The organism is Kribbella sandramycini (assembly GCF_013131805.1).
Lineage (GTDB): Bacteria > Actinomycetota > Actinomycetes > Propionibacteriales > Kribbellaceae > Kribbella > Kribbella sandramycini.
Genome location: NZ_JABJRC010000008.1, coordinates 414,458 through 439,435 on the forward strand (window position 1 = coordinate 414,458; position 24,978 = coordinate 439,435).

The window sequence follows — 24,978 nt, forward strand, 5'->3', positions numbered from 1 at the left end:
TCACACCCGATCAGCCAGGCTCCTGGTCAGCTCGGCGGCCCAGGTGGCGATGGTCTCCGGCGCGAACAGGTCGGTCGAGTACTCGATATCCAGCGTGAGCCCGGCATCGGTGAGCGTGAAGACGACGTACAACTCGGTCCGGGCCTGACCCACGGAAGGTTGCGGGCGGACCCGAAACTCACCCCACGGCAGGACCAAGGCGGCCGGTGGGGTGGTGATCACCGTGAAGAGCACGGCCGGGAAGGGCAGTCCGGCCTCGTGCGGGAGCGCGACGCGGACGACCTCGCCCAACGGCAGCGCCTCATGGTCGAGGGCCGAGTAGAGCGACCGAGCCGTCTCCGCGACCAGATCGTCGGCATCGAGCCGCACCCGGACGAGGACGGCTTCCCCGATGTTGCCGATCACCCCGTCGTACTCGGATCGCCCCCGGCGAGCGCTGGACACCGGCAGCACGACTTCCTCGTGGCCGCACAACGCGCCCAGCCACTCCGCGAAGGCGGTCGCGATCAGCACGTACGGCGTCGTCCCAGCTGCGGTCGCCGCGGATCGGAGCGCGGTGATCAACTCGGTCGGCAACTCCAGATGGTGGGTGGCGCCGCGCCCGGACAGCTTGACGGGCCGCGGATGGTCGATCGGCAGGGCCGGGCGAACCGTGGCGCCGGCGAGTTCGTCCCGCCAGAACGCTTCGAGTTTCGCTCGGTGCGTTCCGGTCAGCGACTCTTGTTCCCAGCGGGCGTAGTCGGCGTAGTCGGCCTCCGGCGTCGCCAACTCCTCGCCGCAATACAAAGCGGACAGCTCGGACCAGAACAGGCCCTGCGACCATCCGTCGAAGACGATGTGATGGACGGCCAGCGCCAGGACCCATCGATCCGCGGCGACCCGCCCGAGCCGGGCCCGCCAGATCGGCGCCGTACTCGGCTCCAGTGCCGGTTGCGCGGTGTCGCGAAACCAGTCCCGGATCCGGGCTTCGTCATCCGGCAGATCCGTCACCGGCAGTTCGGCTGCGACAGCCGGCAGGACCTCCTGGCGATCGTCAACCACTCTGGTCCGCAACGCGCCATGTCGTTGGGCCAGCTCCTGCAGCGCGCGCCGTAGCCGCTCCGGATCGAGCTCGCCGGTGATGTCGACCCGTCCGACGATGTTGTAGACCGAGGCATCCGACCGGCCGCGACGCCGTCGCAGCAGCCGTCGTTGCGCGAACGTCAGCGGCGCGGTCTCCGGTCCGGCCAGCGCGCGGATGGTGGGCGAGCGGAAGAACTCCGACAGCGTCAGGTCGACACTTGTTGCCGCCCGCAACCGATTCAGCAGCCGGACGGCGAGCAGGGAATGCCCGCCCAGCTCGAAGAACGAATCCGTCACGCCGATGTCGTCGCGGCGCAGGACCTCGCACCAGATCGCCTGCAGCTCCTGCTCGGCCGCGGTCGCCGGGGCAACCCGCGCGCGATCGGACGCCGGGGCCGGCAACGACGCGCGGTCGAGCTTGCCGGTCGTGGTCAACGGCAACCGCTCCAGCGCGACCCAGCGCCGGGGCACCAGGTACCGCGGCAGTCGCTCCGCGAGGTGGTCGGTCAGGGCATCGTGGTCGACGGCGCCGACCGTGTACCCGACCAGCTCACCATCGCGGACCACGACCGCGGCCGCCTGTACCTCCGGGTGGTCGAGGATCGCGGCGCGCACTTCGCCCGGCTCGATCCGGATACCGCGCAGTTGAATCTGGTCGTCGACGCGGCCGTGGAACTCCAGCATCCCGTCGGATCGCCAACGCCCAAGGTCGCCGGTCGCATACCAGCCGGACGCGAAGAACGCCGCGGCCGTCTCGTCCGGCCGATTCAGATAGCCGTCGGTGACGCACACCCCTTCGGCGCAGATCTCCCCGACGGCGCCGACCGGTACCGGACGGCGATCCGCGTCGAGCAGCCGCACTCGGACACCCGCGATCGGCCGGCCGATCGGCGGCTGGGTCTCCCCCGGGCCGACCTTGTACTCGGTCACGATGATCGACGACTCGGTCGGCCCGTAGGCGTTGTACAGCATGCAATCCGGGTGCGCCGCGAGGAACTCGTGCTCAGCGGCGCCGGGCGTCGTCGCCTCACCGGCCGAGTAGATCTCACGCAACGACGGCAACTCGGGCCGGGCCGACAGTAACGAGTGGACGGCGCTGAACGGCATCGCGATCCGCTCGACCTCGAAGCGGCGGATCTTCTCGGCGAGCTCGCCCGGGTCGTAGCGCGCGGCATCGTCGATCAGGATCAGCGTCTGCCCGGCGGCGAACGTCGTGAAGATCTCGTGCACGCTCACGTCGAACGTCGGCGCGACCCACTGCAGCGCCCTGGTCGCCGGATGGGTTGCCCGGTAGGCCAGCACATGGTTCACGGGTCCGCGATGCGGGACCAGCACGCCCTTCGGCGTACCGGTCGATCCGGAGGTGTACATGACGTAGGCGAGATCGCCGGGCGTCGCCTTGACTGGCGTCGGTAAGCCGCGGACGAGCTCTTCCAGCCACAGGGTCGGCCCCTCACCCAGGTCCGGCATCCCCGCGCAGGTCACCCGGGCGATCGGGCGCGCGTCGTCCAGGAGGAAACGCAAGCGCTCGATGGGCGCCTCCGGGTCCAGCGGGAGGTAGGCGGCGCCGGACTTGAGGACGCCGAGCAGGACAGCGATCTGCTCGATGCCGCGCGGCAGGCAGCAGGCGATCAGCTCGCCAGGGCGGGCGCCGAATTCGAGTAGCGCGGCGGCGACGTCGTTCGCGCGCTGGTCGAGTTCGGCGTAGGTCAGCGCGCCGAAGTCGCCGGACAGGGCGATCGCCTGCGGGTTGACCGCTGCTTGCTGTTCGAAGAGCTCGTGCAGGCAGTACTCCGGCGCGGCGCCCGGCTCACCCTCCAGCGCGGGCAGGAGTTGTTCGTCCAGCTGGGACAACGCCGGTTGGGCGTCTTGGCCGGTTGCGTTCTCGAGGGTCAGCTCGAAATAGGCCAGCAGCCGGTCGATCGTGGTGTCGTCGAACAGGTTCGCGTCGTACTCGACGACGCATTCGATCCCCGCCGGGCTTGCGGTCAGGTAGAGCAGTAGGTCCATCGGCGCCCGCTCGCTCGGCAAGTCCTGGAGCGCGGCCGAGATGTCCGGCGCGAACTCGACCGCGCTGGTCCCGCGCTCGAACTCGACCAGGACGCCGAACAGCGGATTGCGGCCGGGTGCGCGGTCCGGGTTGAGCTCGGCGACGATCTGCTCGAACGGCACGTCGCGGTGGTCGAGAGCATCCATCAGGGCCAGGCCGAACGACCGGGCCAGGTCGGTGAAGCCTGCGTCCGTAGGGAAGCGGAGGCGTAGCGGGAGGGTGTCGACAAACATGCCGACGGCGTCGGCTGCCTCGCGGTCCCGGCCGGAGACGCCGGTGCCGATGACGAAGTCGCGTTGCCCGCTGAAGCGGGACAGCACCGTGCCGAGGCCGGCGAGCAGGACACTGAAGACGGTGACGCCCTCGCTCGCGGCGAAGGAGTGCACGCGGTTGCTGAGCTCGCTGTTCAGCACTTTGGTCAGCGAGCGGCCGATCGGAGTCTGCGACCGTGGTCGGTCGGTGGGCAGGCGGAGCTCGGGGGCGTCGGCCAGCTCGGTCAGCCAGAAGGCGGGATCGGCCGGTTCGCCGGCGCGGAGGCCGTCGGTGGCGGGAGGCAGGCCGGGGTCGGCGGGCCAGGCCTGGTAGTACGTGCCGAGGTCGCGGACGACGGTCGCGGTGGAGGCGGCGTCCCAGATGATGTGGTGACCGACGAGCAGTAGAACATGGTGGTTCTCGGTGTGGCGGACGAGCTGGGCCCGGACCAGCGGGGCGGTGCCGAGATCGAGCTCGCCGAGGCGGACGTCATGCAGGTCGTTGCCGTTAGCATCTACCAGCGGGCAGTCGAGGTGGGCGGTCGGGCGGACCCAGGCGCGGGGCTCGCCGTCGACCTGGCCGAACTCGGTGCGGAGGGCCGGGTGGCGGTCGACGACGCGTTGGAGCGCGCCGCGGAGCGCTGTCGGGTTCAAGGGGCCGTGGAGTTCGATGGCTTTCGGTTCGTGGTACGTGTTTGCTCCGGGGTTCAGTTGTTCGAGGAACCAGATTCGGCGCTCGGGCGGGGTCAGCGCGCGGCCGCGGTCTTCGGCGTACTCGGCGCGGAGCCCGTCTACCGCGGTGAGGCTGGTCATGACTTGCTCGGGGGCGAGGCCGAAGTCGACGAAGCAGGCGATCTCGTCGACGCCGATCGCGACCAGTTGATCGACGATCGGGCGGCAGCTGTCCGGCGTGCCGATCAGGGCGCGGGATTCGCAGTACCGCTGGTAGGCCTGGCCGAGCAGGAAGTCGACGTCGTCGGGCGCGGTCTTCTCCAGATCGATCTGGAAGCCGAGGCTGTTCGTGACTTGGCCGAACAGGGAGAGGGAAGAGCGGAGGTAGTCGCAGAACGGCTGGTACGCCGCGGCCCGGACGGTGTGCAGATCGTCGCCGAGGTAGGTGTGCAGCAGTACGACGACGCGTCCGGCGTCCGGGTCGAGGCCGTGCTCGGCGCGGGTGGCGCGATACCGGGCGACGTTGGCGGCGAGGTCCTCGATGGATTGGGCCATCAGGTTGGTGACGATGCCGAGGCCGTTGCGGGCGGCAAGCTCGTACGACTGCGGGTTGCCGACGACGGCGGTGAACAGCGGCGGCTCGTCCTGGAGCGGCCGCGGGAAGAGCTGCAGCTCGGTGGGTTTCCCGTCGCCGGCGGTCGCGGTGATCGTCGCGCCGGCCCATAATTGACGAACCGTTTCGAGCCGCTCGTACATCTCGGCACGATGGTTGCCATAGGCATCAGGAGCGAGGGCGAAGTCGCGCGCATGCCAGCCGCTCGCCACACACAACCCCACCCGGCCACCGGACAGGTTGTCGACGACGGACCACTCCTCGGCCACGCGGATCGGGTGATGCAGCGGGAGGACGACGGAGCCCGCGTTGAGCCGGATCCGGCTCGTCCGGGTGGCGAGTGCGGCGGCGAGGACGGACGGGTTCGGGAACAGCGCGCCGAACGAATGGAAGTGCCGCTCCGGCAACCACACCGAGTGGAACCCGCTTCGGTCGGCGAACTCTGTTGCCTGGAGGATCAGTCCGTACTTGTCCTGCGCGGCCGAGTCCGGGTAGTCGCCGAAGAAGTACAAACTGAAGTCACACCTGGTCTGCCGGCCCGGCGTGACCTGTGGTTCCACCCGCGGCCGCTCCACGGCCTGCGCTGGTTCACGCGGGCTCTCCAGTTGCTGCGGGCTGTCTTGCTTGGGTGTGCCGCCGAGGAGCGCCAACTGGTCGGACATCAGGTTGGTGATGCGTTCCATCAGGCGTTCGGCGATCGTGAGCTGCCGGTCGACGATCTGCTGCAGGTCGGCGGGGGCCTCGGGCAGGTCGGTGGGGGTTGCAGGCAGTTGCGGCTCGGGCTCGGCGCCGAGGTGTGCGGCGAGTTTCTCAAGCGTGTCGAGGTCGCCGAACAGCGAGCGCATCGGCACGGTCACCCCGAAGGTGTCAGCAAGATCGCCGACCAACCGCATGAGCGAAAGCGAATCCGCCCCCAAGCTGAGGAACGAAACATCCGCCCGGATCTCCTCCGGCTCCACCCCAAGCACCGGCGCAACCAACCCCCGCAACCGGCCAACCACCCCCGGAGCAACCGGTACAGCACTCGCCGTAACAGCAGTTGGAGTAGGCCTGACGGCTGGTTTGGGGCTTGGCTCCGGAGGCCCAGAAACTCCAGGAACGGTTGGGGTTAGGGGGTGGCCGGGGAGGGGGGTTCGGTGGCCGGGGGTTAGGGGGTGCCAGGTGAGGGGGTGGGGGGTGGTGTAGAGGGTGGCGAGGGTTTGGGGGAAGTGGGGTGGGGAGGTGGGGAGCCAGGTGGTGTTGGGGGCGGCTCGGGGGGCTAGGGGGGTGAGGGTGGGGGTGGGGCCTAGTTCTAGGAAGTGGGTGGCGCCTTGGTGGGCTGCGGTTGCGGTGGCTAGGTCGAAGCGGACGGGGTGGCGGGCTTGGTCTGTTAGGTAGGTGCTGGTGATTTGGGTACGGCGGGTGCCGTCGAGGGTGCTGATGAAGGGGAGGGTGAGGGGGTGGAAGGTGAGCTGGTCGGCGGCGGTTCGGAGGTCGTCGAGGATCGGGTCGACGAGGGCGGAGTGGAAGGCGCGGGCGACCGGTAGGCGGCGCCAGGGGATGCCGGTGCGGTCGAGGCGCTCGGTTGCGGTGGACACGGCTGCTGTGGAGCCGGAGAACACCAACCGATCCCGACCGTTGACGGCGGCAACTTCCAGACCGCATTCGGCCGCGAGCTTCGCACCCGACGCGTGGTCCACGGCGACGGCGATCATCGCGCCCGGCTGCATCCGCGTCCACATCAGCTCACCACGGCGAGCCATCAGCCGCGCCCCGTCGGCGAGCGACAGGCCGCCCGCCGCGTACAGGGCGGCGTACTCGCCGGCGCTGTGTCCGAGAACCATCTCGGGGACGACGCCGAGCGTCCGCCACACCTCCGTCCAAGCCACTTGGTGCGCGAACAACGCAACCTGGGCGAGCTCCTCGCGTTCGCTGGTCAGGACGTCGTCCCCCAGCAGCTGCGACACCTCGTCGAACACCGCCCGCGCAACCTCGAACCGCCCGGCGAGCCACTCGGACATCCCCGGGTACGACGCCCCCTGGCCGGAGTACGCGAACGCCAACCGCCCGGGAGTACGGGGTTCCGCGATCGTCACCCGGCTGAGCGCGGCAGCGAGCGAACTCGCATCGGTACCGACCACGGCGACCCGATACCGATGGTGCCGCCGGCCGAGCGCGTACGTCGTCGCGACGTCGACCGCGGGCAACTCCGGCGTCGCCGTCAACCGCTCCCGCAGCGAATCGACCAGCTCGGCCAGCGCTGTCGACGACGTCGCCGACAGCGGCACCACGACCGCCTCGGTCGCACTGTGATCACGAGGCGCCGGGGCCGGCGGTTCTTCGAGGACGACGTGCGCGTTCGTCCCGCCGACGCCGAGCGCGGTGACCCCGGCCCGGCGCGGCCCGTCGCCGACCGGCCAGTCGCGCGTCTCGGTGACCAACTCGAACGGGCTGCTCTCGATCCGCAACTCGGGATGCGGCCGACGCAGATTGATCGTCGGAACCATCCGGCCGTGCCGCAACATCAAGACGGTCTTGAGCAGACCGGCCATTCCCGCGCAGGCATCCAGATGCCCGACGTTCGCCTTCACCGATCCCAGCCCGCACCGCGCCGCACGGGCTTCCGGTGCGCCGAACACCTGGGCCAGCGCCGCGAACTCGACCGGGTCGCCCAGCGCCGTCCCGGTCCCGTGGGCTTCGACGTACGAGATCGACTCGGGGCCGACGCCGGCCCGGTCGAGCGCCCGGCGGACGACGTCGACCTGCCCCGGCACGCTCGGCGCGGTGAACCCGACCTTGCCGGTGCCGTCGTTGTTCACCGCGCTGCCGAGGATCACCCCGTGGATCGTGTCGCCGTCGGCGATCGCGCGGTCCAGCCGCTTCAGCAGCACCGCGGCGACGCCGTTCCCGCCGACCGTTCCGTCGGCCTCCGCGTCGAACGGCCGGCAGCGCCCGCTCTGCGACAGGATCGAGCCGGGCACGTACCGGTACCCCGCGTCCTGCGGCAGCCGGATCGCCGCCGCACCCGCCAGCGCGAGATCCGCGTCGGACGCGAGCAACGCCTGCACCGCGAGATGAACCGCGACCAGCGACGTCGAGCACGCGGTCTGGACGCCGATCGCGGGCCCGGTCAGCCCGAGCCGGTACGCGACCCGGCTGGCGAGGAAGTCCGCCGTACTGCCGATCGTCGCCTGCATCGCTGTCGGGACGTCGACGGGCTGTTCGCCGGCCGGCGGGTTCAGCCGGTCCTGGTGTCCGTACAGGTTCATCCCCGACCCGGCGTAGACGCCGATCCGCTGCCCGGCCGAGTCGGCGTATCCCCCGTGCTCCAAGGCTTGGTACGCAACCTCCAGGAACTGCCGATGAGCCGGTTCGGTCAGCGCGGCCTCCCGCGGCGACAGCCCGAAGTACGCCGCGTCGAACCCCTCCGCGTCGTCGAGCACCCCGCCCGCACGCACCCATCCGTCCGCACTGTCGGCGACGGTGACGCTGTCCACTCCCCCGCACAGGTTCGCCCAGAACTCATCCACTGTCCGCGCCCCGGGGAAGCGCGCGGCCATGCCGACGATCGCAACCCGCTGGTCCGCCGCAGCCACCTCGCTCGCACGCGCTGCCGCGAGCGGTTCGGCGCCGGTGAGCCAGCCGGCCAAGGCGACCGCTGTCGGGTACTCGAACGGAACCGTCGCCGGCACCTCGACCCCAAAGCGCTCAGCCAGCATCGCCCGCAACCGCGTCAGCTGGACCGACGTCAATCCCACCTCGTAGAACGGGGTATCCGCAGCCACCGGCCGCCCCGCCAGCTCCGCCAACAACCGGCTGACCTCGGCCGTCACCTCACGAGCCGATGCCGGACGCCGAGCGGCGTACCGATCCCGCAACTCGTTGCGCCGAACCTTTCCACTCGCCGTCCGCGGAAACTCCCCGGCCGGTACGACGACGACGTCCGCCGTCAGCCGGAGTCGCCCGAAGACCGCCGCCTTGATCGCCGGCACCACCTCATCGCCCGCCTCGACGAAGATCACCAGATCCTCGGTGCCCGTTGTCGCGTTCGGTATCCCGACCGCACCGAGCGCGTTCGGATTGACCCCGGCGGCCGCCGCAGCGACCCCCTCGATCTCGTGGCAGAACAAGGTGTTCCCGTTGACCACCACGGTGTCGCCCTCGCGGCCGGTGATCACCAGCTGCCCGGCGGCGACGAAGGCCAGGTCGCCGGTCCGCAGCCATTCGCCGTCCGGCAACGTGGCCGCGGTCGCGTCCGGGTTGTTCACGTAGCCCGTGGTGATGCGGTTGGATCGCACCTGCAGCCGCCCGATCCGCAGCTCCGGCAGCACCTCGTCGTCCGCACCGACCACCCGGATCGAAGCCCCCGCGGCCGGGACGCCGACCGCGACGTACGTCGTACATTCAGCCTCGGGCACCTCCGGACCGGCGAGCTCCAACGGCGCCCTCCGCACCCGGACCACACACCCAGGGTCGGTCAAGCGGCCGAAGGTAATACCCGTTGCCGTCTCGGCCATCCCCCACGCAGGCCGGAAACAGGACCGCTCGAGCCCCACGCCATCCAGGAACCGCTCGACGACCGCCAGCACGATCTGCTCGCCGCCGCTCACGATGGACCGGACGCCGCGCAGATCGAACGTCCGCCCAGCCGGCAACGCATCGGTGAGCAGCTGCAGCCCAAAGGTCGGCGCCCAGGTGTGCTGCACCTGATACTCGGCTACTTTCTCCAACCAGAGCAGGGGATTCGCAAGGACGTCGGCAGTCGGCAAGTGAACTCCGGTCGCCCCGGCGAACACCGGCAGGACGTGGTACAGCAGCAGTGCGGCACTGTGGTCGAGCGGCAGCCAGTTCAGCATCGTCTCGCCGGGCCGGACGTCGATGAGCAGCCGGGATCCAAGGGCGAACTCGGCCAGCGCCTGATGCGTGAGCGCGGCCGCCTTCGGTGCGCCGGTACTGCCCGACGAGAGGATCAGTACGGCGACGTCGTCCGGCGCCGGCTCGTGGAACTCGACGGCCGGCTCCAGCCCGGCGAGATTCTGGACGGTGATCGTCGGCAGGTCGATCGGATTGGCGCAATCGGTCAGGATCAGCGGCTCGTCGAGCAGCTGATAGGTGTGCCGGAGGCGTTCGGCCGCTGTCGGATCGCTGATCGGCGCGGGCCGCAGTCCGCCGAGGATGCAGGCCCAGAACGCGCCGAAGAAGTCCTCGGCCGCGAGCCCGTACAGGATCACCGCAGCGCCGGGCGTCACGCCGTGCGAGCGCAGTCCGGTCAGCATCCGGCGCGCCCGGTCGAGCAGCTCCGGATAGGTCAGGAGCCCGGCGGGCGTGCCCGCACCCGCCGTCGGGAACTCGGCGGCGGCCCGGAACAGCGCTTGGACCGCATCGGCCGGATCAGCCGGGGTCGGCACCGGCCGCGGGCCGTGCACGATCGACGAGTTCGCCATGATGCCTCCTCGGGAACAACCCACTCGACACGACCAGAAAGATCAGGACGCCGGTCACCGCGATCCCGTGCAGACCGGCGACGACCGGCAGTACGGGCAGGACGTCGAGCAGGCCGCCGGCGAGCAGCATCCCGCCCGCGAACGCCGAGTTCTCCACGCTCGCGGACAGGCCGAAGACCCGCGTCCGCTGCTCCTCGGGCCGGGCCTGCAAGGTGGACAGGTAGCCGATCTCGCTCACTCCGTCGGCGACCCCGGCCAGGAACGCGACCGCGATCAGCCCCGCCGCGGGCAACCCGGTGAAGGCGAGCACGAAGCACACCGACATCGCGCAGGTCGCGAGGGCGAAGGCGCGGTGGTCAAGGCGCTTCAGGACCCTGCTGACCAGCTGATGGGCGCTGACGCTGCCGATCGCCCAGGCGGTGAAGAACTGCGCGCTGACGGCGGCGGGGTTGTCCGGCGCGGTCAGGGTGGCGTAGATGGGGAGCGCGACGTTGTGCCCGGCCGAGGCGAGAGCGTCGACGCCGCGGACGGCGACCATCGCCAGGATCAGCCCCGGCAGGAGCTGCCACGGCCGGAGCCGATCCTTGGCCGGTTCGTCGCCCGGCGTCCGGACGGCGGTTCGTGGCGGCCAGACCACGAAACTCTGCAGGGCCGCCGAGATCAGGAAGGACGCGGCGTTCACGGCGAAGGCGAGGTCGTAGCCGCCGAGATCGATCACGAGCGCCGCCGTGCCGAATCCGAACACGCTGGCCAGCGAGCGGCCGGTCACCACCCGGCCGTTGGCCCGGGCCCGTTGATCAACCCCGACCAGCTCCGGGATCGCGCTGCGCAACGCCACCACGAAGGTGGTGTTGCCGAAGCCGAGGACGAGCGCCACCGCGACCAGCGTGATCAGACTCGGCGCGAGGATCAGAACCAGCATCGCGGCCGCCTGCAGGAGGTCGAGCCCGACCAGCAGCGGCCGGCGCGGCAGCCGGAGCAGGACCCGGCCGGCGATCAGCCCGGCCAGGAAGCCGGAGCCGAGCCGGATCGCCATCACCGCACCCGTGACCCAGGTGCTTTGCGACCAGTGGAAGCTGAACAGACCGAGGGCAACCAAGTTCAGATAGTTGCCGTACGACGACGCGGTGTAGCCGCTCAGCAGAAGCCAGAAGGCGCGCGTCATTCCGCGTGCTCCCTCCTGCCTGGGCGGGGCGGTTACCCAGGTGGGCGACAGACTAGAAAGGTTCTGCCCAGGTCGCTACGCGTCGGCGTAATTCTTCGCCAACCTTCAGGCGACCCGCGGATCCTTGACCGGGCCGGTCTCGACGACGGCCTTCTCGGCCAGGAGCTCGGACTGCGGGAGGATGTCGAGTCGCGGGCGGGGCAGCAGGCGGGGGCGGATCGAGAGGCCGCGGCGGTGCGAGAAGTAGAGGACCGAGCCGATGGCGCCGAGCACGGTCAGGCCGCCGCCGACGATCAGCGAGTAGCGGGCGCCGAGCTCTTGGCCGACGAAGCCGATCAGCGGTGAGCCGATCGTCGTACCGCCCATCAGGACGGACATGTAGAGGGCCATCACCCGGCCGCGCATGGTCGGCTCGATGCTGAGCTGCATGGTCGCGTTGGCCGCGGTCAGCATGGTCAGCGAGGCCAGGCCGACGAACGGGAGCACGACGGCGAAGGTCAGGTACGACGGCATCACGGCGCTGACCACCTCGAGCAGGCCGAACGCGATCGCGGCGCCGATCACCAGCCGGGCCCGGATCCGCACCCGGCGCGCGGCCAGCAGGGCGCCGGACAGCGAGCCGATCGCGAGGATCGAGCCCAGGATGCCGAACTCGCCCGCGCCCTTGTGGAAGACCTCGGTCGCCATCAGGGCCGAGGTGAGCTGGAAGTTCAGGCCGAACATCCCGGCGAAGGCGACGGTGACCAGGACCATCATCAGATCCGGACGGCGCCACAGGTAGCGCATGCCGTCCCGGATCATGCCCTTGTCGCGGCCCGCGACCTTCGGGGTGTGCAGCTCCGAGCGCCGCATCAGGCGCAGCGACAAGATGACGGCCGCGTAGCTGACGCCGTTCGCGATGATCACCGGACCGGTGCCGATCCAGTGGATCAGCAGACCGGCCAGGCCGGGGCCGATCAGGCGGGCGGCGTTGAACGACGCCGAGTTCAGGCCGACGGCGTTCGACAGGTCGTCGCGGCCGACCATCTCGACCACGAACGCCTGCCGGGCCGGCGCGTCGAACGCCGTACCGATCCCGAACAGGAAGGCGAGCGCGAAGACATGCCACGGCTCGACCAGGCCGGTCACGGTGAGCGTGCCGAGCAGGAGGGCGGCGATGCCCATCCAGACCTGGGTGACCATCAGCAGTTTGCGCTTCGGGAACCGGTCGGCCACGAGGCCGGCGTACGGGCCGAGGAGGAGGGCAGGGGCGAACTGGAGACCGGTGACGATCCCCAGGGCCGTGCCGGAGTGGGTCAGCTCGAGGACCAGCCAGTCCTGAGCGACGCGCTGCATCCAGGTGCCGACGTTCGAGACGATCGCGCCCGTGGCGTAGAGCCGGAAGTTGCGGACGCGGAAGGCCCGGAACGTCGGGCTCATCGGGCGGCCAGCCGTTCCAGTACCGGTGCTGCCTTACGCAGGATGTCACGCTCCTCGGGGGTCAGTTGTTTCAGCTTGGTCTGCAGCCACTCGTCGCGGCGCCGGCGGTTCGCGAGGATCAGCTCGTCGGCCTTCGGTGTCAGCTCGACGGTGATCTGCCGCTTGTCGGACGGATGCGGACGCCGGACCACCAGCCCGGACTCCTCCATCGTCGTCACGATCCGCGTCATCGAGGGCGGTTTCACCTGCTCGTGCGCGGCGAGCTCGCCGATCGTCATCAGCTCGTGTTTGGCCAGCGCGCCGAGCACGGAGAGCTGGTTCGCGGTCAGCTCGTGACCGGGCTCGCGCTGCCGGCGGATCTGCCGGGACAACCGCAGCGTCGACGACCGCAGCGCGCTCGCCAGCCCGACGTCGCTCTTCACCTGCTGTGCTACCACTTCCGGCATATCGTTACCTTAACTCATTACCTTTGCTAACTAAAACGCCGGTCCACCAAGTGGTATTCCCGGTGGTCTAGAGTTCGGTGCCATGGGGACGTCAGCTGAGCTCGCGCAGTACGAGCGGCAGTTCCGGCGGGCCGGGCTGCCACTGTTCATCGAGGACTTCTCGCCGACGCACGACATCTTCAACCGGGCCGCGCCGCTGCTCACGCTGGTGTTCCTGACCGAGATGCTCGGCGCGACCTCACTCAAGGACAAGGTGTGGCAGAACGTGCTGGCGGCCGGGCTGGCGCTACTCGTGCTGATCACTGCATTCGGCGTCCTGAACGTGGTCCGCAAGCGCCCGTTCTTCTCGTTCCCGAGCCGGTTCGGCCTGCCGGAGCTGGCGGTGTTCGTGTTCCTGCCGGCGCTGCTGCCGCTGGTCACCGAGAACCAGCTGAAGCAGTTCTTCGTCTTTGCCATCGGCAACTTGCTGCTCGTCGGCGCCGTGTACGTCGTCGTCGGCTACGGGCTGATCGCGACGACGTACTGGAGTCTGCGCCGGATCGCGGGCGAGCTGGCGAACTCGCTGACCAGCCTGGTCCGGGCGCTGCCGCTGCTGCTGGTCTTCTCGCTGGTGCTGTTCATCAACACCGAGATGTGGCAGGTCTTCTCCGGGATGCCGGTCGCGTTCATCGTGCTGTCGGTGCTCGCGTTCACCCTGCTGAGCACGTTGTTCCTGATGGTCCGGCTGCCGAAGGAGCTGGATGCGATCGAGGACGACGTCAAGTCGGATCCGCCGCTGCGGCGGGTGCAGCGGCTGAACCTGAGCGTGAATCTGGTGATCCGGCAATGGGTTCAGGCGCTGGTGGTGAGCACCGGGGTCGGGCTGTTCTTCGTTGCCTTCGGCATGCTCGGGATCAGCGCCTCGATCTACGAGTCCTGGAGTATCCCGGTCGGCTCGTGGTCACTGGAGCTGAAGTTTCTCGGTCACGAGATGCTGTTGAGCGCCAGCCTGGTGAAGGTTGCCATCGGCATCGCCAACTTCACCGGGCTGTACTACTCGATCGCCTTGCTGACCGACTCGTCGTACCGGGAGGAGTTCCTGGACAACGTCAGCGCCGAGCTGCGCTCACTGTTCGCAGCCCGGGCCGATTACCTCGTCCTGCGGGCTCAGGTGAGCCAGTCGGACAGCGGGCCGATCGCGAAGTAGATCACGAACAGCGCCGACACGATCCACATCAGCGGGTGCACCTGCCGGGCCTTGCCGCGGACCGCCTTGAGGACGACGAACGAGACGAATCCGGCGCCGATCCCGGCCGTGATCGAGTACGTGAACGGCATCAGGATGATCGTCAGGAAGGCCGGGAACGCAACCTCGAGATCGTCGAAGTCGATCCCCTTCACCTGGGTCATCATCAGGAAGCCGACCAGGATCAGCGCGGGCGTCGCCGCCTCGTACGGGACGAGGGTGACCAGCGGCGCGACGACCATCGAGATCAGGAAGCAGACCCCGGTCACCACACTGGCCAGGCCGGTCCGGGCCCCCTCGCCGACACCTGAAGCGGACTCGATGTACGAGGTGTTACTCGACACCGACGCCGCGCCGCCGGCCGCGGCCGCGACGCTGTCGACGATCAGGATGCGCTGCGAGTTCGGCGGGTTGCCGTCCTTGTCGAGCAGGTTCGCCTCGGCGCCGATCGCCGTCATCGTGCCCATCGTGTCGAAGAAGTCGGCCAGCATCAGCGTGAAGATCAGCAGCAGCGCGGAGATCACGCCGATCCGCTCGAACGAGCCGAACAGGTTGAACTCGCCGACCAGATCGAAATTCGGCGTGGTGAAGATCTGATCCGGGAGCGCGGGCACGCTCAGCCCCCAGCCGCTCGGGTTCTCCGGCGTCCGGCCGCCGATCTTGGCGATCGCCTCGACGATGATCGCGAGAATCGTGGCCGCGACGATCCCGATCAGGATCGCGCCTTTGACCTTCCGCGCGTACAGCGTGATGATCAGGATCAGCCCGACCACGAACACCACCACCGGCCAGCCCCGAAGGTTGCCGCCGACACCCAGTTCGACCGGGGGCGCCCCGGGCGCGTCGGTCCGCCGTACGAACCCCGCGTCGACGACGCCGATGAACGCGATGAACAACCCGATGCCGACGCTGATCGCCACCTTCAGCTGCACCGGCACCGCCTCGAACACCGCTTTCCGGAACCCGGTCAGCACCAGGACCAAGATGATCAGGCCCTCGATCACCACCAGCCCCATCGCATCGGCCCACGTCATCTTGCTCGCCACACTGAACGCGATGAACGCGTTCAGCCCGAGCCCGGTCGCCAGCGCCAGCGGGAAGTTCGCCACCAGCCCCATCAGAATCGTGACGATCCCCGCCACCAGCGCCGTCGTCACCGCCACCTTGGCGATCGCGGCCCCCGAGTCCAGCCCACCGCCGATGAACTGCCCGTCGCCGTCCTTGGCCGAGCCGATGATCAACGGGTTCAGCACCACGATGTACGCCATCGTGAAGAACGTGACCAGCCCACCGCGAATCTCCCGGCCGACCGTGGAGCCACGCTGACTGATCTTGAAGAACGAGTCGAAGGGATTCGATCCGGAGCGGGCCGTCGCGGCCTGGGACGAGCTCATAACCGCATGGTCTCAGGTTCAGCCACCCCGTCGCGAGCACTATCCGCCAGTCGCTCGGACCGGCCGTCTATGGTGGACCCGTGACGGAGGAGCAGCCCGCGCCCAAGAAGCGCACCGACCCCACCAGCCAACTCGCCCGCGGCGAGCTGGTCCACGCCGACGTCAAACCCCTCGACCTCTCCGGTATCCCCACCGTCGTCGTCGGCATCGCCACCTGGGCCGTGGCCTTCGTCATCCTCCTCATCTTCCGCCCCACCCTCGAACGCGACGGCCTCGAATGGTGGCTCTGGGTAGCCGCCGCCGGCTTCGCCCTCGGCTGGATCGGCCTCTGGTACTGCCACCGCCGCTGGACCAAAATCAAAGCCGGCCACCCCGTCCGCGACTAATCAGCCCCCGCGCGCCAACCCGGCTACCGCCTGCCGTTGGCTCACATTCGGGGACTTGGTCTCCGGTCGGAACGTGTGCGGTGCAGCGTGTTCGTGCAGGTGTCGGGCCAATCCCGATAGATCGGCCCGGCTGCTGCACCACGGTCCATTCCTGCGCCGCCGTCCGCAGTCAGTTGTCCAGGCGACGAGCCCAGGCGGCGGTCAAGATCTCTCGCTGCAGACTGGGAGACTCTCAGAGCAGGATGAGCGTGCTGAGGCTTGCCAGGAGCTCGAACCGGTACGGGAAGTCCGCCGGCTCAGCCACAGGTCGAACTAGCTCTCGGCAGACTCGGCGCCGGCAGCGGACTCCGAAACGTCGGCCACGGCATCAGCCGGCCCAGCGTCCGACTCGGCGACGACAACCGGCTCGGTGGCCGTCAGGTCGGCGTCGGACTGGGGTTCGTCGGTGGCTTCGACCTCGGCCTGGACGGCGTCTGCATCGGCGGCCAGCTCGAGGGTGTCGTAGCCGGTGGTGTCGAAGGCGTGGTCGGCGACCGGGGGCTCGGTGATGTCGATGACGGCGTCGGAGTGGGCGCCGCAGCCGTAGTCGGAGGCGACGACGCGGCCTTCGCCGGGGGCCATCTCGTTGGCGCAGGCGCCGAAGGAGCGGCCGAGGCTGTCGCCGAGGCGGATCCAGTAGCCGCAGCCGACGCACTTGTACGGAACGGCCTGGGCGATCGCGGACGACGGGCCGAACTCACCGGCGTACCAGCGGTCGGCGGCCTCGTCGCGGCCGAACAGGGAGAGCACGCGCTCGCGACCGAGGCCGAGCTCCTCGACGATCTCGAGCGTTTCGTCATCGGCGCCGGTGTCGTTGAACCCGGGCTCGAGCCGCGGGTCGTCGGCCGGGGTCGGGAACAGGTCGCCGGGGCGCAGGTCGCCGGGCTGGACGCGCTCGGACCACGGCACCCACTCGGGCGCGACGATCGCCTCGCCGCCGGGCAGCATGACGACCTCGTTGACGGTGACCGTCTTCGCGCGCGAGGCGCGGGTCAGCGTGACCGCCCAGCGCCAGCCGCGGTAGCCGGGGTGCGTCGAGGCGAAGTAGTGCGTGACGAGGCGCTCACCCTCGACCAGATGACCGAGGTACTCGCCGATCTGCGCGGCGCCCGCTTCGTCGATCGCGGCCTCACGGGCAGCATCGATCGCGGCGACGCAGACCGCGTCGGCCTTGGCGCGCACAGGTTCCGGAGTCTTGACGGGGGTCACGGTCGCCCATTCTCGCATGTCTCCGGTCATCGTTCGAACGCGCCGTGACTGCGCTCTGTCCCCGGCACGAGGCAGGATGGAGACATGCACACGCCAGACCCGGCCGACCAGCCGCGCGGCACCGGCAGTACGCCGGGCCCGGGCGCGACCCGAGGTGCGCGAAAGCCGGGCGGCGAGGGGGCGGGTGCGGGTGCGCGAAAGCCGGGCGGCGAGGGGGCGGGTGCGGGTCCGAAGAAGTCGACCGGCGAGCGGGTCGGCGCCGCGCGCGAGCGCCTCGGCACCGCGGGCCGGCGGGTCGGCCGCGCGTCCAAGGTCGGCGCGACGGGCGTCGCCGCGGCGTCCAAGAAGACCGCGACCGTCGGCGGCAACGTCGGCCGCTGGACCGGGCGGCGGATCCGCGGACTGACCGGCGCCCAGGGTGCGCGCGAGTCCGGCCTGTCCCGGCTGATCGAGCTCGGCGCGGTCAACGCCGCGGGCGACACCGCCTTCGCGGTCTCCCTGGCCGGCACGGTCTTCTTCACCGTCCCCAGCGACCAGGCGCGCGACCGGGTGGCCCTCTTCCTGCTCCTCACGATGGCGCCGTTCGCGCTGATGGCCCCCCTGATCGGCCCGATCCTGGACCGGTTCCGCCACGGCCGCCGCTGGGCGATCGGCGCGACGCTCGGCGCCCGCGGCTTCCTGGTCTGGAGCCTGGCCGCCTCGATCAACGACAGCAGCTCGGTCTGGCTCTACCCCGCGGCCCTCGGCTGTCTGGTGGCTTCCAAGGCGTACGGCGTCACCCGCGCCTCCGCCGTCCCACGGCTGCTCCCCAAGGAGATCACGCTCGTCACGGCCAACTCGCGGATCTCGCTGGCCGGTGTCGCCGGCGCGACCGTCGGCGCCGGGATCGCCGGAGCCTTCGCCGCGATCGGCCCGCAGTGGTCGCTGCGCTGGGCCGCCGTCGTCTACGGCGTCGGCCTGATCCTCGCGATCCGGCTGCCCGCCGCGGTCGATTCGCCGGCCGGCGAGGAGATGACCGGTACGGCGGGCCGCGAGGCCCGGCGGAAGGCGATCACCGCGGCCGTCGCCCGCGGCATCCGCTGCAACCTCGGCCTGCGGTTCGTCTCCGGCTTCCTGACCATGTATCTGGCGTTCCTGCTCCGCGACCAGCCCATCGCCGGCATCAACGGCACGGTCGCGGCCGGCGCGGTGGTCGCCGCGGCCGGTATCGGCAACAGCCTCGGCACGCTGGCCGGATCGTTGCTCAAGGCCCGAAAACCCGAGACCGTCGTCCTGGTCGTGCTGCTCGCCGACGCGGCGATCGCCGTCCTGGTCGCGATCTTCTACGGGTTCCCGATACTCATCGCGCTCGGCCTGGTGGCCGGCTCGTGCAGCTCGCTCGGCAAGCTCTCGCTGGACGCGATGATCCAGCGCGACGTCCCCGAGACCGTCCGGACGTCGGTGTTCGCGCGCTCGGAGACCGTGCTGCAGCTGTCGTGGGTGCTCGGCGGCGGCTGCGGCATCGTGCTGCCGCTGATCCCGCGGCTCGGTTTCGGCTTCCTCGCCGCGGTGCTGCTGGTCGCCGTCTTCCTGGTCCTGCGGATGAAACCGTCCGGTGTCCCCGGGGTCGGCGGCGTCCGCCGTCCAGGCGCGCCGAAACAGCCCAAACCCTCCGAGCCCCGCAGTACGACGCGCACGGTCATGACCACGAGCATCGCCGAGCAGCGGGCGCATCGCGCGGAGCGCCCGCAGGAGGACGGCGCCGAGCCCACCGTCGAGATCAAGGTCGAGAAACCGCAGCAGCCGGTCGGTAAGTGGTGGAGCGGCCAGCCCGAGGACGACGCCGACGAGCAGACCGCCCCCTGGGCCGAAGAGCCCACCCTGGAGAACAACCGCCGTACCGACCCGCCGCGCTAACTCAGCTGCATCACACGCCGCCGGAGCCCGACAACGGCAGCCGGCCGACCGGCTGAATGCCGATCGGCTCGGTGATCTGGCCAGTGACGACCGCTTAGATGTCGAGTTTGTCGGCGACGCCGCGCAGGACGGTGGCGACCTGGCGGGCGGCCTTGCCGTCCGGGTGCCGGCCGCGGCGGTAGCCCTCGCCGAGGTTGTCGAGGAGTTTGATCAGGTCCTCGATGACGAGCTGCATCTCTTCCGGCTTCGGGCGCATCGCCTTCACCACGGACGGCGGCGGGTCGATCAGCCGGACCTGCAGCGCCTGCTCGCCCTTACGGCCCTCGACGACCCCGAACTCGACCTTCTGGCCGGGCTTGAGGTTGGTCACTCCGGCCGGCAGCGCCTCGGCGCGGACGTAGACGTCACCGCCCTCTTCCTTGCTGAGGAAGCCGAACCCCTTCTCGGAGTCATACCACTTGACCTTGCCAACGGGCACGGGAACCTCTTCAAAATCAATCGTCGGAAAACCCTGACCGGGCGGGCGGCCCGATCGGCTACCCAGCGTACGTGAACGGCGGCGTCAGCGCCTCTGGGAAATCGTGCTCACCGGTACTTCTCCGGATCCGGCAGCCGCTCGTTCATCGATCCGGACCGGAAACCGCGCGGGTCGAGCTGAGCGGCCAGGAAGCCCTCGGCGACCACCGCCGCGACGAGCTCGCCGTGGTCGACCCGGTCGAGCAGCTCGCGGTCGATCTCGATACTCGCGCTCGCCCCCAGATCGCGGACGCGCACGTTCTGGACGCCGTACGCCGTCAGTCGCGCGCGGACCGCCTGCTCGGCCCGATCCACCCGCGCGAGCAGGCTCGGCGTGATCCGGACGCCGTACGCGATCCGGCTGGACAGGCAGGCCGCGGCCGGTTTGTCCGAGGTCGCGAGCCCCCAGCTGCGCGAGGCCGCGCGGATCTGCGCCTTGGTCAGCCGAGCGTCCTTCAGCGGGGTGATCGCGCCGCGCTCGTGGGCGGCCCGGATGCCCGGGCGGAAGCCGGCCTTCGCGTCGTCGGCGTTCGTGCCGGTGGCGATCGCCGGGATACCGAACTCGTCGGCGATCGGCTGCAGCGTCTCGACCAGCTCGGCCTTGCAGAAGTAGCACCGGTCCCCGGCGTTGGCCTGGTAACCCTCGCGCTCCATCTCGTGCGTGTGCGGGGTGACATGGCGGACGCCGAGACCGTCGGCGAACCGGGCCGCGGGCTCCAGCTCGGCGACCGGCAGGCTCGGCGAGATCGCCGTCGCGGCGACCACGTTCGCCGCGCCGATCGCGCGGGCGGCCGCGGCCAGCAGGAAGGCCGAGTCGGCGCCGCCGCTGAACGCGACGACCAGCTTGTCGTAGCTCGTCAGGCGTTTCATCAACGCCTCCAGCCGCTGCTCGAGCACGTACGCGTCGAGCCAGGCCGGGAACTCGGTCAGATCGTTGAGCACGACATCCGCGCCGTACGCCCGCAGCTCGTCCGCCGTGAACGGGCCGGTCGCGACCGCGACCGCCACCGCGCCGGCCGCCTGCGCGCCGTCGATGTCGGCGGTGTGATCGCCGACGAAGATCGAGGCGCCGTGCGCGCGCAGCGCCGTGCCCTTCTCAGCGCCGTGCAGATCGCCGACGGGCTCGTCGACATCCAGGCCGAGGTGCTTCAGGTGCAGCTTCACGGACGGCGTGTACTTCGCGGAGACGACCATCGTCCGCCCGTGCAGGGCGCGGATCGCGGCCAGCGACTCGGCGACGCCGGGTAGCGGCAGGCTGCCGGTGATCGCCTGCGACGGGTAGTGCTCGCGGTAGCGCGCGACCATCGCGTCGACCTGATCGGCGGGGAACCAGTTCGCCATTTCCCAGGTCAGCGGCGGGCCGAGGCGGCTCACGACCAGGTCGGAGTCGATCGGGACGCCGGTCTCCGCGGCGAGCAGCTCCCAGACCGCGCGGATGCCCGGGCGGGAGTCGATCAGCGTCATGTCCAGGTCGAAGCCGACCACGAGCTCCGGCACGTCGTACCCGGCGGGGGCGGGCTGCAGGTCGGCGGTTGACACGTCCCCAACCCTACGTCCTGCCGCCGACAGGCCGGTCTCGCATCCCGAAACGGCTGTTAAGTGCACTGAATCAATCGGATTATGGACAGAACCCTTGGAGGCAAATATGACCGCTCAGCTCGAAGCGCCCGAGATCACCGTCGACAAGGCCGGTGGTGCGATCGGCGCGGTGATCGGCAACGTCCGGCTCGGCGGCGGGCTGGCGCCGGAGACCGTCGCCGCGATCCGGCAGGCCCTGCTCGACCACAAGGTGATCTTCTTCCGCGACCAGCACGAGCTGGACGACGCCGGTCAGCTCGCCTTCGCGAAGCTGCTCGGGACGCCGACCCTCGCGCACCCGACCTCGAGGAGCGTGGACGGCGCCGCGAACGTGCTGCCGATCGACTCCGACTACAGCAAGGCGAACAGCTGGCACACCGACGTCACGTTCGTGGACCGGATCCCCGCGATCAGCCTGCTGCGCGCGGTCACGCTCCCGGCGTACGGCGGTAACACGACCTGGGCGAACACGGTGACGGCGTACGCGAAACTCCCGGCGCCGCTGCAGGCGCTCGTCGACCGGCTGTGGGCCGTGCACAGCAACGTGTACGACTACGCCGGGCACGCCGACGAGGGCCGGGTCGGCGGTGTCGACGTGAAGTTCGAGGAGTACCAGAAGGAGTTCGAGTCGAAGCTCTTCGAGACCGAGCACCCGGTCGTGCGCGTGCATCCGGAGACCGGCGAGCGCGCGCTCGTCCTCGGGCACTTCGTCCGCCGGTTCGTCGGGCTGAGCAGCACCGAGACGACCGCGCTGTTCCAGCTGCTGCAGAACCGGATCACCAATCTCGACAACACCGTCCGCTGGCAGTGGCAGCCCGGCGACCTCGCGATCTGGGACAACCGCGCCACCCAGCACTACGGCGTCGCGGACTACGACGACCAGCCGCGCCGGCTGCACCGGATCACACTGGCCGGCGACGTCCCGGTCAGCGTGGACGGCGTCCGCAGTACGCCGCGGACCGGGGACGCGGCCCACTTCTCATCACTTGACAACTAGGCAGTTGACGTCTGACCTCTTGACACTTCAGGCAGATCTGTAAACCATCTGTCTCATGGACTCGTTCGCGGACCGCACCAAACGACGGCTGCGTGACGAGCTGCTGGACGCTGCGTACGACGCGATCGTGGCCGGCGGGTACGACGGGCTGCGGATGGCCGAAGTGGCCCGCCGTGCCGGAGTGTCCCGGCAGACCGTCTACAACGAGTTCAGCGACAAGTGGGGGCTGCTGCAGGCAGTCACCACCCGTGAGACGGAACGGTTCCTGCTGGACGTGAACGCGGCACTCGCCGAGTCACCCGACCCGATCGCCGGTTTGCAGGCCGCGGTCAGCCGGGCGCTCACACTGGCCGGGGAGAACCCGCTGGTGAAGGCGATGCTGGGTCAGCCGGGATCGGACCAGGCCAGCCAGCTGCTGACCACACGGGGGCAGCAACTGCTGGAGGTGAGTCACCAGGCGCTGGACGCCCACGTCCGTGAGCACTGGCCCGAGGTGCCACCACAGGACGCGACCAGCTGCGTCGACATCGCGCTCCGCGTTGTCCTGAGCCACATAGTCACGCCCGGGCCCCCACCGGACAGTGTGGCGGCGCAGCTGGCTCGTGTCCTGAGCCCCTTCCTCGTCCAGTCCAGGAGGCAGTGATGACCACCAATCCGTTGCACCGGCAGGGTTTCAACTCGCTGAAGTCTGGCGGCTTCAACTGGGACGCACTGCCGCTGCGCCTCTTCGACAAAGGCAACCGCAAGTTCTGGAACCCCCGCGACATCGACTTCACCCAGGACGCGCTGGACTGGCAGGAGCTCAGCGACAACGACAAAGACAACGCGCTGATGCTCTGCGCGCAGTTCATCGCCGGTGAGGAGGCGGTGACCGAGGACCTGCAGCCGTTCCTGCAGGCCATGGCTGCCGAGGGGCGGTTCGGCGACGAGATGTACCTGACGCAGTTCTGTTTCGAGGAGGCCAAGCACACTGCGGTTTTCCGCCTCTGGCTGGACGCAGTAGGTGTCACCGAAGACCTGCACCGGTATGTGGAGACCAATCCGGGCTACCGAGCCATCTTCTACGAGGCGCTACCGGTAGCGCTCAAGTCACTGGCCGACGACCCCTCCCCCGCCAACCAGGTCCGTGCGTCCGTCACCTACAACCACGTCGTCGAAGGCACCCTGGCACTGACCGGCTACCACGCCTGGAACCTCCTCTGCACGGCCCGCGGGGTACTACCCGGCATGCAGGAGCTCATCCGCCGCATCGGCGATGACGAGCGCCGCCACATGGCCTGGGGCACGTTCACCTGCCGCCGGCACGTGGCCGCCGACGAGTCGAACTGGAAGGTCGTCACCGACACCATGGAGGAGCTGCTCCCGCATGCGCTCGTCCAGATCCAGTACGCCCTCGAGAACTCCCCGGAACTGCCCCCGGAGATCAACCCGACCGCACTGATGACGTACGCCGGCGATCGCGCCACCCGCCGTCTCGGCGCCATCGAGTCCGCCGTCGGCGCGGATGTCGCCGGCATCGACCTCGACTACTCCCCCGAGAAGCTGGAGGACGTCTTCGGCGACGAGGACTCAGCCGCCCTCGCCGCGGTCCGCTAGCCCCAGCAGGCCTACGGACGTCTCGCGCATCTCGACCTTGCGGATCTTCCCGGTGACCGTCATCGGGAAGTCATCCACCAGCAGAACGTACTTGGGGATCTTGAACCGTGCCAGCTTCCCAGTGGCGAACTCTCGCACCGCATCGGCGTCCAGCGGCTCCGCATCCGGCTTGAGCTTGATCCACGCGCACAGCTCCTCGCCGTACTTCGCATCCGGGACGCCGATGACCTGGACGTCGGCCACCGCGGGGTGCGTGTAGAGGAACTCCTCGATCTCGCGCGGGTACACGTTCTCGCCGCCGCGGATCACCATGTCCTTGATGCGGCCGACGATGTTCACATAGCCGTCCTCACGCATCACTGCGAGGTCGCCGGTGTGCATCCAGCGCGCCTGGTCGATCGCCTCGGCCGTCTTGGCCGGTTCGTCCCAGTAGCCGAGCATGACCGAGTAGCCGCGCGTACAGAGCTCTCCGGTCGCACCGCGCTCGACCACCAGACCAGTGGCCGGGTCGACCAGCTTGACCTCGACATGCGGCAGCACTCGCCCGACTGTCGACGTACGGCGGTCCAGATCGTCGTCACGGCGGGTCTGCGTGGACACCGGCGACGTCTCGGTCATGCCGTAACAGATGGCCACCTCAGCCATGTGCATGTCTGACACGCAGCGCTTCATCACCTCGATCGGGCACGGCGAACCGGCCATGATGCCAGTCCGGAGACTCGACAGGTCGTAGCTGTCGAAGTTCGTCAGTCCGAGCTCAGCGATGAACATGGTCGGCACTCCGTACAGCGCCGTGCACTGCTCGTCCTGGACCGCTTGCAGCGTCGCCGCCGGATCGAACGCCGGCGCCGGCAGCACGATGCACGCGCCGTGGGTCGTGGCTCCGAGGTTTCCCATCACCATGCCGAAGCAGTGATGAACGGGTAATCTGCGTAACCATGACCCCTACGCGCTACGCCGACGGCGTCCCGAAGCTGCAGTCCCGACGCCCGCTCGCCTCGATCTACATCCGCCTGAGCGGCGCGGCCGACGAGGCGAACA

The 24,978-nt window shown here is 69.6% G+C and carries 14 protein-coding genes and 2 pseudogenes; 6 read left to right on the top strand and 10 right to left on the bottom strand.

Features of this window, described 5'->3' with window-relative positions; genetic code table 11:
- The 4 genes from HPO96_RS30045 to HPO96_RS30060 form a co-directional block, all read right to left on the bottom strand.
- Positions 1 to 10,071, bottom strand: coding sequence for a non-ribosomal peptide synthetase/type I polyketide synthase (locus tag HPO96_RS30045; protein WP_171677724.1), 10,071 nt, complete (start codon positions 10,069 to 10,071; stop codon positions 1 to 3).
- The gene (locus tag HPO96_RS30050; protein ID WP_171677725.1) at positions 10,019 to 11,236 is read right to left on the bottom strand and encodes an MFS transporter; all 1,218 of its coding nucleotides are present in this window, start codon (positions 11,234 to 11,236) and stop codon (positions 10,019 to 10,021) included. Before HPO96_RS30050 ends, HPO96_RS30045 begins: the two co-directional genes overlap by 53 nt.
- Before the next feature lie 105 nt (positions 11,237 to 11,341).
- Entirely contained in the window at positions 11,342 to 12,655 is a 1,314-nt protein-coding gene (locus tag HPO96_RS30055; protein ID WP_171677726.1) for an MFS transporter, read from the bottom strand.
- Entirely contained in the window at positions 12,652 to 13,101 is a 450-nt protein-coding gene (locus HPO96_RS30060; RefSeq protein WP_171677727.1) for a MarR family winged helix-turn-helix transcriptional regulator, read from the bottom strand. Before HPO96_RS30060 ends, HPO96_RS30055 begins: the two co-directional genes overlap by 4 nt.
- An 82-nt stretch (positions 13,102 to 13,183) precedes the next feature.
- On the opposite strand from HPO96_RS30060, the gene HPO96_RS30065 reads away from it, so the two are divergent.
- A complete protein-coding gene (locus tag HPO96_RS30065; protein ID WP_171677728.1) occupies positions 13,184 to 14,287 on the top strand; it encodes a hypothetical protein in 1,104 nt (367 codons plus the stop codon).
- Here HPO96_RS30065 and HPO96_RS30070 read toward each other — a convergent pair.
- Positions 14,248 to 15,720, bottom strand: coding sequence for an NCS2 family permease (locus HPO96_RS30070; protein WP_171677729.1), 1,473 nt, complete (start codon positions 15,718 to 15,720; stop codon positions 14,248 to 14,250). The genes HPO96_RS30065 and HPO96_RS30070 overlap by 40 nt on opposite strands.
- Positions 15,721 to 15,800: 80 nt before the next feature.
- Between HPO96_RS30070 and HPO96_RS30075 the strand changes: the two genes are divergently transcribed.
- Entirely contained in the window at positions 15,801 to 16,106 is a 306-nt protein-coding gene (locus tag HPO96_RS30075) for a DUF2530 domain-containing protein (protein ID WP_171677730.1), read from the top strand.
- A 498-nt stretch (positions 16,107 to 16,604) separates the two neighbouring features.
- On the opposite strand, the pseudogene HPO96_RS30080 reads toward HPO96_RS30075, so the two are convergent.
- Positions 16,605 to 17,372 (bottom strand): annotated as a pseudogene (locus HPO96_RS30080) (DUF3027 domain-containing protein); the annotation flags it as partial.
- Between the two features lie 66 nt (positions 17,373 to 17,438).
- Between HPO96_RS30080 and HPO96_RS30085 the strand changes: the two are divergent.
- A complete protein-coding gene (locus HPO96_RS30085; RefSeq protein WP_171677732.1) occupies positions 17,439 to 19,250 on the top strand; it encodes an MFS transporter in 1,812 nt (603 codons plus the stop codon).
- 94 nt (positions 19,251 to 19,344) lie between these two features.
- Here the strand turns inward: HPO96_RS30085 and HPO96_RS30090 are convergent, their stop codons facing one another.
- Positions 19,345 to 19,728: a cold shock domain-containing protein gene (locus HPO96_RS30090; RefSeq protein WP_171677733.1), complete on the bottom strand. Its 384-nt coding sequence runs from the start codon at positions 19,726 to 19,728 to the stop codon at positions 19,345 to 19,347.
- A gap of 107 nt (positions 19,729 to 19,835) precedes the next feature.
- Entirely contained in the window at positions 19,836 to 21,305 is a 1,470-nt protein-coding gene (gene larE / locus HPO96_RS30095; protein ID WP_337796867.1) for an ATP-dependent sacrificial sulfur transferase LarE, read from the bottom strand.
- 106 nt (positions 21,306 to 21,411) lie between these two features.
- Here larE and HPO96_RS30100 point away from each other — a divergent pair, with 106 nt between their 5' ends.
- Genes HPO96_RS30100 through HPO96_RS30110 form a run of 3 tightly spaced genes read left to right on the top strand, consistent with a single transcriptional unit; the run spans position 21,412 to position 23,937 of the window.
- A complete protein-coding gene (locus HPO96_RS30100; protein ID WP_171677734.1) occupies positions 21,412 to 22,341 on the top strand; it encodes a TauD/TfdA dioxygenase family protein in 930 nt (309 codons plus the stop codon).
- 55 nt (positions 22,342 to 22,396) lie between these two features.
- Positions 22,397 to 22,984, top strand: coding sequence for a TetR/AcrR family transcriptional regulator (locus HPO96_RS30105; protein ID WP_171677735.1), 588 nt, complete (start codon positions 22,397 to 22,399; stop codon positions 22,982 to 22,984).
- On the top strand, positions 22,984 to 23,937 hold the full coding sequence (locus tag HPO96_RS30110) for a R2-like ligand-binding oxidase (protein WP_171677736.1): 954 nt from the start codon (positions 22,984 to 22,986) through the stop codon (positions 23,935 to 23,937). The genes HPO96_RS30105 and HPO96_RS30110 overlap by 1 nt, the downstream gene beginning before the upstream one ends.
- On the opposite strand, the gene HPO96_RS39305 is transcribed toward HPO96_RS30110, so the two are convergent.
- Positions 23,911 to 24,378: an AMP-binding enzyme gene (locus HPO96_RS39305; protein ID WP_337796870.1), complete on the bottom strand. Its 468-nt coding sequence runs from the start codon at positions 24,376 to 24,378 to the stop codon at positions 23,911 to 23,913. The two genes, HPO96_RS30110 and HPO96_RS39305, sit on opposite strands and share 27 nt — an antisense overlap.
- Positions 24,376 to 24,858, bottom strand: a pseudogene (locus HPO96_RS39310) (AMP-binding protein); the annotation flags it as partial. The gene HPO96_RS39305 and the pseudogene HPO96_RS39310, both read right to left, overlap by 3 nt.
- Positions 24,859 to 24,978 lie beyond the last annotated feature (120 nt).